General features: G+C 31.1%; 15 protein-coding genes. 9 read left to right on the plus strand and 6 right to left on the minus strand.

Going from position 1 to position 13,555, the window contains the following annotated elements:
* Positions 1–2: 2 nt before the first annotated feature.
* Genes AC1RRU_RS01185 through AC1RRU_RS01195 form a run of 3 tightly spaced genes read left to right on the plus strand, consistent with a single transcriptional unit; the run spans position 3 to position 2,437 of the window.
* Positions 3–740 carry an ABC transporter permease gene (locus AC1RRU_RS01185; RefSeq protein ID WP_011275878.1) on the plus strand — a complete coding sequence of 246 codons (738 nt, stop codon included), beginning with the start codon at positions 3–5 and terminating at the stop codon, positions 738–740.
* Entirely contained in the window at positions 741–1,838 is a 1,098-nt protein-coding gene (locus AC1RRU_RS01190) for a sensor histidine kinase (protein ID WP_011275877.1), read from the plus strand. It begins immediately after the preceding gene.
* On the plus strand, positions 1,835–2,437 hold the full coding sequence (locus AC1RRU_RS01195; RefSeq protein WP_011275876.1) for a response regulator transcription factor: 603 nt from the start codon (positions 1,835–1,837) through the stop codon (positions 2,435–2,437). Before AC1RRU_RS01190 ends, AC1RRU_RS01195 begins: the two co-directional genes overlap by 4 nt.
* Before the next feature lie 153 nt (positions 2,438–2,590).
* On the opposite strand, the gene AC1RRU_RS01200 is transcribed toward AC1RRU_RS01195, so the two are convergent.
* Positions 2,591–2,770 carry a hypothetical protein gene (locus tag AC1RRU_RS01200; RefSeq protein ID WP_011275875.1) on the minus strand — a complete coding sequence of 60 codons (180 nt, stop codon included), beginning with the start codon at positions 2,768–2,770 and terminating at the stop codon, positions 2,591–2,593.
* Positions 2,771–3,009: 239 nt separating this feature from the next.
* On the minus strand, positions 3,010–3,201 hold the full coding sequence (locus tag AC1RRU_RS01205; protein ID WP_037558044.1) for a hypothetical protein: 192 nt from the start codon (positions 3,199–3,201) through the stop codon (positions 3,010–3,012).
* Between the two features lie 167 nt (positions 3,202–3,368).
* Between AC1RRU_RS01205 and nucI the strand changes: the two genes are divergently transcribed.
* Positions 3,369–3,905 carry a thermonuclease NucI gene (gene nucI / locus AC1RRU_RS01210; RefSeq protein ID WP_011275873.1) on the plus strand — a complete coding sequence of 179 codons (537 nt, stop codon included), beginning with the start codon at positions 3,369–3,371 and terminating at the stop codon, positions 3,903–3,905.
* 61 nt (positions 3,906–3,966) lie between these two features.
* Here the strand turns inward: nucI and AC1RRU_RS01215 are convergent, their stop codons facing one another.
* Positions 3,967–4,824, minus strand: coding sequence for a hypothetical protein (locus tag AC1RRU_RS01215; protein ID WP_011275872.1), 858 nt, complete (start codon positions 4,822–4,824; stop codon positions 3,967–3,969).
* Positions 4,825–5,109: 285 nt separating this feature from the next.
* On the opposite strand from AC1RRU_RS01215, the gene AC1RRU_RS01220 reads away from it, so the two are divergent.
* Positions 5,110–5,691 carry a hypothetical protein gene (locus tag AC1RRU_RS01220; RefSeq protein ID WP_011275871.1) on the plus strand — a complete coding sequence of 194 codons (582 nt, stop codon included), beginning with the start codon at positions 5,110–5,112 and terminating at the stop codon, positions 5,689–5,691.
* A 65-nt stretch (positions 5,692–5,756) separates the two neighbouring features.
* On the opposite strand, the gene AC1RRU_RS01225 is transcribed toward AC1RRU_RS01220, so the two are convergent.
* Positions 5,757–7,139, minus strand: a complete 1,383-nt coding sequence (locus AC1RRU_RS01225) for an aspartate kinase (protein ID WP_053021263.1) — start codon at positions 7,137–7,139, stop codon at positions 5,757–5,759.
* Positions 7,140–7,337: 198 nt separating this feature from the next.
* Here AC1RRU_RS01225 and AC1RRU_RS01230 point away from each other — a divergent pair, with 198 nt between their 5' ends.
* Genes AC1RRU_RS01230 through AC1RRU_RS01245 form a run of 4 tightly spaced genes read left to right on the plus strand, consistent with a single transcriptional unit; the run spans position 7,338 to position 11,458 of the window.
* The gene (locus AC1RRU_RS01230) at positions 7,338–8,615 is read left to right on the plus strand and encodes a homoserine dehydrogenase (protein ID WP_053023101.1); all 1,278 of its coding nucleotides are present in this window, start codon (positions 7,338–7,340) and stop codon (positions 8,613–8,615) included.
* A gap of 5 nt (positions 8,616–8,620) precedes the next feature.
* Positions 8,621–9,682 (plus strand): threonine synthase, encoded by a 1,062-nt coding sequence (gene thrC, locus AC1RRU_RS01235; RefSeq protein WP_011275868.1) that lies wholly within the window; start codon positions 8,621–8,623, stop codon positions 9,680–9,682.
* A gap of 2 nt (positions 9,683–9,684) precedes the next feature.
* The gene (gene thrB / locus AC1RRU_RS01240) at positions 9,685–10,602 is read left to right on the plus strand and encodes a homoserine kinase (protein WP_016931071.1); all 918 of its coding nucleotides are present in this window, start codon (positions 9,685–9,687) and stop codon (positions 10,600–10,602) included.
* Between the two features lie 52 nt (positions 10,603–10,654).
* The gene (locus tag AC1RRU_RS01245) at positions 10,655–11,458 is read left to right on the plus strand and encodes a Cof-type HAD-IIB family hydrolase (protein WP_493196419.1); all 804 of its coding nucleotides are present in this window, start codon (positions 10,655–10,657) and stop codon (positions 11,456–11,458) included.
* Between the two features lie 87 nt (positions 11,459–11,545).
* Here the strand turns inward: AC1RRU_RS01245 and AC1RRU_RS01250 are convergent, their stop codons facing one another.
* Both AC1RRU_RS01250 and AC1RRU_RS01255 read right to left on the minus strand, forming a co-directional pair.
* Positions 11,546–11,860, minus strand: a complete 315-nt coding sequence (locus tag AC1RRU_RS01250) for a hypothetical protein (protein ID WP_016931073.1) — start codon at positions 11,858–11,860, stop codon at positions 11,546–11,548.
* 140 nt (positions 11,861–12,000) lie between these two features.
* On the minus strand, positions 12,001–13,455 hold the full coding sequence (locus AC1RRU_RS01255) for an amino acid permease (protein ID WP_011275864.1): 1,455 nt from the start codon (positions 13,453–13,455) through the stop codon (positions 12,001–12,003).
* Positions 13,456–13,555 lie beyond the last annotated feature (100 nt).

Below are 13,555 nucleotides of genomic sequence, written 5' to 3' on the forward strand. Positions count from 1 at the left end.
CTATGACGAACATTATAACGTTACTTGATATTGAATATAAATTATTATTTCGACGCAAATTATCATCATTTATGGCTTTCATCTTCCCTTTGGCATTCTATTTATTGTTTACATCATTAATTGATATGCCAGCAGATGCGAAAAAAGTATTTTACAAAGAGTATATGTATAGTATGACGGTATTCAGTTTAATGGGATTTTGCCTGATGCAATTTCCATTAGAAATAATCGAGGAAAGAAACAGTGGTTGGTATAAAAGATTAATTTCTACACCGATCACAGTGTTAAATTATTATTTAGCTAAGATTATTAAAACTATGACTTTATTTTTAGCTTCAATATTGCTTTTATTCTGCGTAGCACACTTCTATAAAGGGGTAGATCTAAGTGTAAGTGAATGGATTTTATCTGGTGTCTCTTTATGGTTAGGTGCTAGCATGTTTTTGACATTAGGTTTAATCATTACGCAATTTACTGAAACACAGAAAGCAAGCAGCGTAGCTAATCTATGTAATATTGTATTAGCCATTATTGGTGGATTGTGGTTCCCTGTTAGTACATTTCCTGATTGGATGCAAACAATTGCTAAACTAACACCAACGTATCATTTACGTCATTTGGCACTTGAATTTGGTAAAGGTAATGGCTTTAATGTACAATCATTCATAATTTTAGGTATTTATAGCATTATTTTCTTAATTATTGCATTATTAATTAATAAGAGCAAAGAGGTGGAATAAATGAAGCGTAGTTTAGGAGCTAAAATGGGAGAGATTTCATCTTTAATTTACTTAATATTTCCATATTATGGTTTGTATTTAACATGGCAAGATGATAGCTTTTTATTAAATTTATTTATTGTAATCATTTTTACATTTGCATATGCTAGTTTAATTCTTTTTCATGAAGCATTAAGCCATCGTATCAATTTAATGTTATTTTTTATTCATTTTCTAGCGATTATTTACTTTGTATATGCATACAATCCAACATTGAGTTTATTTTTCTTCTTTAGTGCATTTGCTATACCATTTTTATTTAAAAGGGGAGTAAAATCAATAGAGTTTATGTTATTAATAAGCTCAATGATTACATGTATCATCATAACGATTATACAAACGAATCACTTTTATGTCGTGAGTATTATTATTTATTATATTGTTATTTTAGCAATATTATTTGGTAATTTTAAAATAATGAAAGAGAGACAATATCGTCAACAAATTGAAGAAAAAAATAAATATATTAATATTTTGATTGCGGAACAAGAACGTAATCGAATAGGTCAAGACTTACATGACACGTTAGGACATGTATTTGCAAGTTTGAGTGTTAAATCAGAATTAGCTGCAAAACTAATCGATAAAGATCCGATAGCAGCTAAGAAAGAAATACTAAATATAAACGAAATTTCGAAAGATACATTAGAGAAAGTAAGACATATTATTGAAAATTTAAAAGTTCAAACTTTTGAAGAAGAAATTCAATCTATAGAACAATTCTTAAAGGATGCAAATATTCACTTTAACTTTGAAAATATAAGAGGTGCGAGTTCCCTCAACCCAACTAAACAGACGATATTATCAATGATACTTAGAGAAGCGGTTAACAATGTAATTAAGCACGCGGAAGCCTCTGAAATTAATGGGAAAATAGAAAGTTACGACAATGGTATTAAATTAATCATTAGTGACAACGGTATAGGTCTGAAACAACCTAGCGAAGTAAAATTAAAGAGTATTAACGATAGGGTAGCGTTATTGAGCGGGACAGTTAATATCACTTCTAAACAGGGTACGACTATCGATATTATGATTCCGAGAGAAGGTGTAAAATGATTTCAATCGTAATTGCAGAAGATCAAAATATGTTGCGTAAAGCAATGATACAATTAATTGAATTTCACGACGATTTAAAAGTGATAGATGATTTTGATAATGGTATTGACGCATTACAATCTATTAATAGTCAACAGCCTGACATTGCTATTTTAGATATTGAGATACCAGGAATGACGGGTTTAGAAGTATTATCGCAATTAAGAGAAAATAAAATTAATACAAAAGTGATTATTGTCACGACTTTTAAAAGGCCTGGTTATTTTGAAAGAGCTGTTGCAAACGATGTTGATGCCTATGTGTTAAAAGAACGATCGGTAGATGATTTAGTTGCAACCATTCATAAAGTTTTAAATGGCGAAAAAGAATATAGTACGTCTTTAATGACATCTTTGTTTAAAGAGGCTAATCCATTAACGCATAAAGAACAAGTCGTGTTACGTGAAATAGGAGAAGGATTAAGTAATAAAGAAGTCGCTGATAAACTCTATCTTTCAAACGGTACTGTAAGAAATTACACTTCTAATATAATTGATAAACTTGAAGCGGAGAATCGTTTTGATGCATGGAAAAAAGCAAATGAAAAAGGTTGGATATAAAATTTAATGGTTGTAGTTAAATATGAAGAAAAGAGTCAGTACATAAGTTTGCTCTTAAGAGAATGGTTTCCAAGAACCAAAACACTTTATGTCCTGACTTTTGTGAAATATAATACTATAATTTAAAATTTGAGATTTGGCTTGGTAAATTCATTAATTATCTCTTTTTTGAGTTTCTAGATTGTCAACATGAGTGGCTAATAACCTTAACACTTGAGCAACCTTATCTGGAGGTGTATCTTTCGCCAAAGTATGTTCGAATACATGGCCATTTTGTGTTTGTACTTTATAAATTAGACCGTGATTATCTATAATTACGTCTAGAATTTCCATAATAACACCTCGCTAATTGTTTAATGATGAGGCTTTTTGTTAGTTAAAATTGTGATAAATTAATCATTTTTTAAAATTAATTTTATACATTTAAGGTGTTCCTTATAAATACCACAATATTAAGAAGTTAACCTTAAATATAAAAAAAGTTGGGAGTAAGATAAAAAATTCAGTTTGAATTCTTTGTCTTACTCCCATTATTTTTGCAAGTAAAATTTCATTTAATGTTTTATATCAAGCTACTTGTTCTTTCTTTTGCGTATTATAGATTGAATGATATAAGCAATAAATCCTACTAAGACGCCTAATAATACAGCTACTACGACAGAAACAATAATAGGTAACTTATAGACAATTTGAAGTATTACACCGACTATTATAGCTATAATTACAGCTACGGTTGTCAATAAATTTTCATTTTTCTCAGACATTGATGTCACTCCTAACGCATTTATTATAGCATGATAGCTCTAATTTTTTCACTTTTTGCGATAAAAGTAGATACTATCATCGTCTAACTAAAATAAGAAGTCATTGACGACTAATTTTAATTTATATATTATATTTATTATTGAAATTAAAAGCGTAGGTGACATCTTTGAATTCGAAAAAATCATTAAGTATCATAGTTTTAGCTGTTTTAGTGGTAGGCGTATTAGCCTTTCAATTTATTAATCACACTGGGCCTTTTAAAAATAATGGTTCACAGTCATCAAACAGTACTAACATTAAAGACAAAGAAAAAGTACATGTAGATCGAGTCGTAGATGGTGATACATTTGTTGCAACAAATAGCGAAGGGAAAGAAATTAAAGTTAGACTTATAGGTATAGATACTCCAGAAACAGTCAAACCTAACACACCAGTTCAACCATATGGTAAAGAAGCATCTAATTATAGTAAACAACACTTAAATGGGAAAGATGTATATTTAGAATATGACAAAGAAAAAGAAGATAGATATGGTCGGACACTTGCTTATGTGTGGTTAGATGAGAACATTATGTACAACGAAGAATTAGTTAAAAATGGATTAGCACGTGAAAAGTACTTCTCACCGAATGGCAAATATCGTTCTCTCTTTGAAAAAGATGAGCAACAAGCTAAAAAGGATAAAGTGAATTTATGGAGTTAAAAATAAGCGATTGACACGTGTATCAGTATGTAGATTCACTGTCAATCGCTTACTTAATGAATTAATTATTAAAGCTATTTACGATTTTGTTAACTTGGTCTTCAGAAAGTGGGTGTTTAGATAAATCAATTGCATTTTTGATTACCGCTTCAAGTGATGATTTAGTTGAAACGGTGTCTACATATTGAGCTCTTTCCTCAGATCCCTCAATGATATTTACGCTACCATCGCTAAAGTAAACGACACCGATGCTTTGTACTTTATGATTGAAATGATTTTCAATACCATCTTTTAAAACTTTAGAATTAATCGCCGCTTGTTCATACGGATCATGATCATAAAATTCATAAATTACGCGATTGTTTTGGATTTTTTCAACGAAAGTATAAATTTCACTACGTGGTGAATCAAACTGACTGTGATATTGTTTGCTTACATAATGACCGACAATCTGATTAACATCACTTGTATCAATTTGCATATCGTCATCTACCGGTGCATCAAAATGGTAGAACGTTTTTTGTTTCCAGTTTTTGACGTCAATATTGATTAAGCCAACATCTGAAACGACAATATAATCAAATGTTCTAGCGTACTCAAAGAAAGGGTGTTTCGTAGCTAAATTACTTGTCGTTATAATATCGTAATACTTTAACTTGCCTTCGTCTTTATACTTATCAAGAATGCTAGTTAAAACGTGTTTTGCGTTGCGCTTTGCATGTGAACTAACATCATTATTAGAACTAAGCATTTGATTTTTAAGTTCTAAATTTTCATTGCTAAGCGTCGCATTCTTAGTTACCATCTGATTTCTTGCGTACACTTCTGTATCAACTCTATCTTGCATGTAACGTTGATTTAAGATGAACGCCAAAATAAGTATAACGATGATAACAATTAAGATAATTGTTAATGTCATAATTCATCACCTATGTTCGAATTTTAATTTTATATCACTCTTTTATATAAATAGTAATAATGTGAGCGATATGAAATAACATATAAATTATATCTATTATAATTGCGTAGTTCAACAAAATGTAAATTAAGTTAAATTATTAAAATAATAAATATTACCTAATTTTAGCAATATTATTATTTTGTTTATTATCAAATTTACAATCCTTCACAATTCGTAAATTGAAATCAGAAATAAGGATATGTATAATTAATGTATGAAAGCGTTTCCTTTGGAGGTAGTAATATGGAACATCAACAACATGTAGAAGAGCTAGTTAAAATATTAAAAAATGAATGTCGTACTTCATTCAAATTTCATGGGGAAGTCGCAATGCAGCTATTTTTAAGTGATAATTTTATTCTACCTTCTAGAGTCGACATATGCGTAGAGCGTAAACAACTAGTTGAAGTATTAAAAGTAATTTCGTCCACGTATCATTTAAATTATTATGATAAAAATAATAATTTAATGAATCGAGACCAATTAAGTGTACCCGAAATTGCACACATAGATATTACTTTTAACGGAGAATTATTAATGAATATCTTTATTTATGATGTCGTAAATGAAGAGTGGATATTTAGATTAGATAGTAATATTAGAATTCCTAAGAATAGTATTTATTTTCATTCGCTGACATGGGGAGTAGATTATATTAAACCAGAAATCGTGCTAATGTACGACTTATTGGATAATCAAAATTACCATCAATTACCTAATTATAAAATGGTTTTAGACTCATTAAGTTATTATCAATTTGTTATATTAAAAGTTGTCGTAGGGGAGCAACGTATCAATGAGGCATTAGCTCATAACAAATTATAAAGAAGCATCTAATATTTAAGTGGAATGTACAAAACATGACTACTTAAATACTAGATGCTTTTTAACTATGCTTGCTTATTTAGATTTTTCAAACAAATGCCATGATAACAATATTCATATGTAGATAAAACAGCCTTATCTGCATCTTCAATTGAAATACCGAACATCATTGATATTTCAGACGAGCCTTGGTTGATCATTTTCAAATTGATATTAGACTCTGCTAACGCATGGGTAATAGTGTTAGCAGTACCGATTGCTTTATTCATTCCTTCACCAACAATCATTAAAATCGCTAAGTCGTGTTCAATACTTAATTCATCAACATCGCAACGTTTACGTATAGCGTTAAGTACATCTTTTTCTTTACCTTTTAATTGATGTGTTCGAAGGATGATACTAATACTATCAATACCTGAAGGCATATGGTCGAAAGAAATATTGTAATCTTCTAATATTTCAAGAATTTTACGTGTGAAGCCGACCTGTCTATTCATTAGATATTTTTTAATATTAATAACACTAAATCCTTTATCACAACTTATACCTATAATGACATTTTTATCACTTACATCTCTATCATGGCGTATAAATGTACCTTTATCTTGAGGGCGATTAGTATTTTTAATAACCACTGGAATTCTGTGTTTATAGAGTGGCTGCAATGCTTCATCATGGAAGACGCTAAACCCAGCATATGAAAGTTCTCGCATTTCACGATACGTAATTTCTTCAATAAGATCCGGATTGTTAATTATATTAGGGTTTGCCTTATAAATACCTGATACATCAGTGAAGTTTTCATATAAAGATGCTCTAATTCCTCTAGCAATGATTGCACCTGTAATGTCAGAACCACCTCTTGGGAACGTAACGACATAATCATTTTTAGAAACACCAAAGAATCCTGGGATAATAATTTTACCTTCAATATCTTTTAATTTACTAATCTTCTCATAAGCTTCTTCCAAGATTTGAGCTTGTTGCGGTAAATCTGTAACTAGAATACCTGCATCTTTTGGAGAAAGGTATGTCGTTTTAAAACCTTGCGAATCATTATAAGATGCAATTAATTGCGCATTAAAATTTTCACCACAAGAAAGAATTGCATCGTATAATCTTAAAGGCTTATCTTTTAAAGTTGAAATAATCTCTTCTAATGTGTCATCAATTACTTTTAATAATGAATCATCCATATCAAGATCATGTAAAATATCTGCATAACGTTGAATAATTTCTTTCCTTTTATCTTGATAATTAAGATTATTCATTACTTTTTCATATAATCGAACTAGAAGATCGGTCGTTTTAACATCATCTTTGTGTCTTTTGCCTGGTGCAGAAACAATAATAATTTTACGATCTGAATCGCTATTAACGATATCTAGGACTTTTTTGATTTGTGTTGCATTTGAAACTGAACTACCGCCGAATTTTGCCACTTTCATATACCTAATCAACCTTTCTAAAAAATCAGAAAATTCTATTTAATTTTCTGATACCACATGATAATATAAAGCTAAGTATTTACATTTTATGCTAAAAAGTCCTATTAATTTAATATGGTTTAATAGTATACTAAAATAAAGTATATTTCAATAAAACAATTGTATTTCTCAGTTATACAAATGGGGGAAGATAAAAATATGAAAGAATTAAATATTGCTTTGCTTGGTCTAGGAACAGTGGGATCGGGTGTAGTTAAAATAATTGAAGAGAATCGACAACAAATTATAGATACGTTAAACAAAGATATTGTTATAAAGCATATTTTAGTGCGTGATAAATCTAAGAAAAGACCTATAAATATTAGTCGATATCATTTAACTGAAGATGTTAATGAAATTTTAAATGATGATTCTATCGATATCGTCATTGAAGTAATGGGGGGCATTGAACCTACTGTTGATTGGTTAAGAGATGCTTTGAAAAGCGGTAAACATGTAATTACTGCAAACAAAGATTTATTAGCCGTACATTTGAAGCTACTAGAAGATTTAGCTGAGGAAAAGGGACTTGCGTTGAAATTCGAAGCGAGTGTTGCCGGTGGTATCCCTATAGTAAATGCTATTAATAATGGATTGAATGCTAATAACATTTCTAAATTTATGGGAATACTAAATGGTACATCTAACTTCATCTTATCTAAAATGACACGTGAACAAACAACGTTTGAAGATGCTCTTGATGAAGCGCAAAGGCTAGGTTTTGCTGAAGCAGATCCGACTGATGACGTAGAAGGTATTGATGCAGCACGTAAAGTTGTTATCACTTCTTATTTATCATTTAACCAAGTCATTAAACTAAATGATGTTAAAGTTCGTGGTATAAGTCAGACAACTTTATCTGATATCAATGTCGCGGACAAATTAGGTTATAAAATTAAATTGATTGGTAAGGGAACTTATCAAAATAGTAAAGTAAACGCATCAGTTGAACCAACATTAATACATAAATCCCATCAACTAGCTACAGTTGAAGATGAATATAATGCAATCTATGTCGTAGGCGATGCAGTGGGCGATACAATGTTCTATGGGAAAGGTGCAGGTAGCTTAGCTACTGGAAGTGCTGTTGTAAGTGATTTACTAAATGTGGCATTATTCTTTGAATCAAATACGCATACATTACCACCTCATTTTGAATTGAAAACCGATGCAACTCGCGAAATTATGGATACGGAAGATGTCGTAGCTATTCAAGAGAAGTTAAACTATTATATTGTTCTTAATAGTGACTTATCAAAAGAAAAATTTAAATCATTATTGAAAGAAACGTTACCTTTCCATAAATCACTACAAGTTGAACAACGTGATGAACAAACGTATGGTGTAGTTATTATAAGTTTAGATCAGTCACCAGAGGACGTTTTAAGTAAAGCTGATTTTAATATCGAGAAAATTTATCCAGTTGAAGGGGTTTAATGTTTATGAAAAGATGGCAAGGTTTAGTTGAAGAGTTTAAAGAATATTTACCAGTTAACAGCGACACACCAAAGTTAACATTAAATGAAGGACATACTCCATTAATTCATTGTGAGAACTTGTCTAAGATGTTGGATATTGATTTATATGTAAAATATGAAGGTGCAAATCCTACAGGTTCTTTTAAAGATAGAGGTATGGTCATGGCAGTTACTAAAGCAAAAGAACAAGGGAAAAAAGTTGTTATCTGTGCATCTACTGGTAATACATCAGCTTCAGCAGCTGCATATGCTGCACGAGCTGGATTAAAAGCAATTGTAGTTATTCCAGAGGGTAAGATTGCACTCGGTAAATTATCGCAAGCTGTTATGTATGGTGCTGAAATTGTTTCTATTGAAGGAAACTTTGATGAGGCTTTAGAAATTGTTAAGGAAATTGCTGAAAATGATGAAGAAATTGAGTTAGTTAATTCAGTGAATCCGTATCGTATTGAAGGACAAAAAACGGGTGCATTTGAAATTGTTGAACAATTGGAACAAGCTCCAGACGTACTCGCAATTCCAGTTGGAAACGCAGGCAATATTACTGCTTATTGGAAAGGTTTTAAAGAATACCATGAGAAAAAAGGTAGTCAATTACCTCGATTATTTGGCTTCCAAGCAGAAGGTGCGTCACCAATTGTTCAAAATAAAGTGATTAAAAACCCTGAAACAATTGCTACAGCTATTCGAATTGGTAATCCAGCTAGTTGGACTAAAGCTACGAATGCGTTAGACGAATCTAATGGATTGATTGATAGCGTTACTGATGAAGAAATTTTAGAAGCTTATCAATTAATGACTTCTAAAGAAGGTGTATTTAGCGAACCAGCTAGTAACGCCTCAATTGCAGGTCTGATTAAATTACATCGAGCAGGACAATTACCTAAAGGCAAAAAAATAGTAGCTATTTTAACTGGTAATGGATTAAAAGATCCTGATACTGCTATTTCAATATTAGATAACCCTATTCAACCGCTTCCTAACGATAAATCAAGTATTATTGATTACATTAAAGGAGCTTTGTAAAAATGACTGAACAGTTGCACTTAAAGATACCAGCGTCTACTGCTAATTTAGGCGTTGGTTTCGATTCGATAGGTATGGCTATAGATAAATATTTACATCTTTATGTGAAACGAATTGAAGAGGAAGAATGGGAATTTACATATTTAAATTCTGAATTAGATTCACTTCCTAAGAACAAAGACAATTATGTTTTTAAAGTGGCTCAGCAAGTCGCATCTAAATATAATGTAAAATTACCTAGTTTAAGTGTTGAAATGCGAAGTGATATACCATTAGCTAGAGGTTTAGGCTCATCGGCGTCTGCATTGGTAGGCGCTTTATACATTGCAAATTATTTTGGCAATATTCAGCTTTCTAAATATGAATTACTTCAATTAGCTACAGAAATAGAAGGTCATCCAGATAATGTTGCGCCTACAATTTATGGTGGCTTATTAGCAGGCTTTTATAATCCAGATACAAAAGAAACGAATGTAGCACATATTGATGTGCCAGATGTTGATATAATTCTAACTATACCTCCATATGAATTAAAGACTGAAGATTCTCGTAACGTTTTACCTGATCAATTTTCTCATAAGCGCGCGGTTCAAAGTAGTGCAATAAGTAATACGATGCTGTGTGCATTAATTCAACATAATTATGGACTTGCTGGGAAAATGATGTCACAGGATGGCTTCCATGAGCCATATCGCCAACATTTAATATCTGAATTTAAAGAGGTTAAAGCTATAGCTCAACAATATGATGCATATGCGACAGTTATTAGTGGTGCAGGACCTACCATATTAACAATGAGTTCTAAGGAGAAGAGTGGTCAATTAGTTAGAGCGTTAAGAAAAGCCGTTACAACATGTCATTCAGAATTAGCAACAATCAATGAAATTGGCGTTGTTGAAGAAATTGTGTATCCTTCATAAAATTTATTGTAAAATATAAACGAGTAAATTTCGAAAGGAGTACACTTCAGATATGAGTAATTATAAAATGATCGTTATGGACATGGACGATACTTTAATTAATAGTGAGAATAAAGTAAGTAAAGAAACTAAAAATTACTTGATAGATATTCAAAACCAAGGCTATAAAGTAGTGTTAGCTTCAGGAAGACCAACTGAAGGTATGCTACCAATTGCAAAAGAATTAGAATTAGATGTTCATGATAGTTATATCATCAGTTACAACGGCGGTAAAACAATCAAAGTAGCAACAGAAGAAGTAGAAGTGAGTCAAAGTGTATCTAAGAAGAATTTTGACCTTATTGTGGATTTTTGTCGTGAACATAACTTTTTAATCCTGACATATCAAGATGGTCATATTATCCATGATGGTGATCATGAATATAGAGATATTGAATCAGAACTTACCGGGCTACCTATGAAACGTGTAAATGATATTAAAGCTTATATTAACGATAGCGTTCCAAAAGCGATGGGCGTTGATTACGCAATAAATATTGCTAAAGTACGTGATGATATGCATGGAAGTTTTAATTCAGAAATTGATGTAACAACAAGTAAACCATTCTTTTTAGAATTTATGGCAAAGGATGTTTCAAAAGGTAATGCGATTAAAGCATTATGTGAAAAATTAAATGTATCATTATCTGAAGTAATTTGTTTTGGTGATAGTTTAAATGATCAATCAATGTTTGAAGTAGTGGGTTGTGCTATCGCGATGGGAAATGCAAATGAGGAACTGAAGGCTATTGCAGACAAAATAACGTTAGATAACGATTCTAATGGTATTCCCGCAGCTTTAAAAACACTTTTGTAATACAAAATAAGGCATGAGTATACGAATGTAGTTTATTTCATCATAATTACCATGATGAATGATCCATTCGATCTCATGCCTTTTTTATTATTTAGCAGTATGTGTCCATTCGTGCTTCCCTTTTGATCGCTTTACATAAGCGTAAACTTGATCAGCAGCATAATCTAAATTTGTATACACTGTAATTGTAAATGCAGACTGGTTTTCTCTGAAAGGTTCAGTACTAAATACATCTTTTAAATGTGTAAATAAATTTTCCATTTGGTCATGTTCAAGACTAGGGTACTCTCTTAATGTACGTTTTAGTAATTGACCATTTTTTTCTTCTAGTGATTGTACTACTATAACGAAACGTTCTTCACTCTTAATGACATCATCAAATAAGTTTGTTTGACCAACCATCTTGCTTTCACCTCTAAGTCATTATCTTTACTACTATTATACTAGATAACTGTTTTTTCGAAAATATCAATATGTTGAAACAAAAAAATGCGAGTCACTAAAAAGGATTTACTATACTTTTAGTGCTCGCATTTTATTATTTAATTTTCTTTATGATAATGATGTGGTGTGATATCCATATCATTTAATTTAACGAACTTCGTTTTTCTTATTAATTTATGAGCTAAGAAAATGAGTCCTAAAATAATAATAGGTAAGATGTTAACGAAAAATTTACCTATATTACCATCGAATAAATCTCCAATTGAATTACCAAAGTATAAGAAAATTAAAGTTGCAAATACTAAAATTGGTCCAAGAGGGTACAATGGTGATTTATAAGGTAAAAGTTGATTGATATCTTGTCCTTGACGTTTAATAGCTTTACGCAATCTCACTTGTGCCCATGAACTAGCTGCCCAAACAATGATTACCAATGAACCTATAATGTTTAATAAACTAAATACAGCATTTGAATAAAAATTAGCAATAATGATAATTGCAACGATTAGAATATATGTTGTAACTAATGCTCTTAAAGGTAATTTGGATTTTTCATTAAGCTTACTTAAGAACTTTGGTGCTTGTTTTTCATCACTTAAAGAGAATAACATTCTACTAGTGGTGTAAACACCTGAATTTGTCGCAGATAATAATGATGTCAATATAACAGCGTTAATAACTGAAGCGGCAAAAGCAACACCAATTCTGTCAAATACAATTGTGAAAGGGCTTTGTGTTACTGATTCATTTTCATTTAATAATAATGGATCTGTATAAGGAATGATAGCTGCAATAACACCAATTGATAATACATAGAATAATAAAATTCTCCAAAAAACTTGTTTAACAGCTTTAGGCATTGTTTTTTCTGGATTATCAGATTCGCCAGCAGTTACTGCTACAACTTCAGTACCACCAACTGAGAATCCGGCTACTAGTAAAACGCCTAAGAAACCAGATAAACCACCTACGAATGGTGCCTCGCCTTTAGTATAGTTTTCAAAACCGTAAGTATGGCCACCTAATATACCGAAGATCATCAAGAAACCAACAATAATAAATATAATAATAGTTACTACTTTAACTAAAGATAACCAAAATTCAGTTTCCCCAAAAGCTTTTACCGTGAAGATGTTTAATAAAAATACAATTGTGATAAAGATTAAACTCCAAGTAAGTGGACTAAAGAATTTAAATATATCCCAATAATATAAAACGTTTGAAGCTACCATAACATCTACACTGGATACTAATGCCCACATGATGTAGTATAACCATCCCATAGTAAAACCTAGAGAAGGGTCTACGAATCGCGTTGCGTATGAACTGAACGATCCTGAAACAGGATAAAATGTTGCCAATTCACCAATTGACGACATTAAAAAGTAAAGCATTATGCCAATTAATAAATAAGCTAATATAGCGCCACCAGGACCGGCTTGAGCAACAACACTACCTGTTGCTACAAAGAGCCCCGTACCAATTGCGCCACCTATAGCAATCATAGATATGTGTCTTGAGTTAAGACCTCTTTTCATATTGTTATCTTCCATATGATGTCTCCTAATTCTAAATTTAAAATATACAAACCATTTTAATCCTTTTAAGGACAGTATTCAATAACTTTTCAACAAATCAGCTTAAAAATTTTAA

The sequence above is a fragment of the Staphylococcus sp. GW821-FHT11H10 genome (assembly GCF_058807855.1).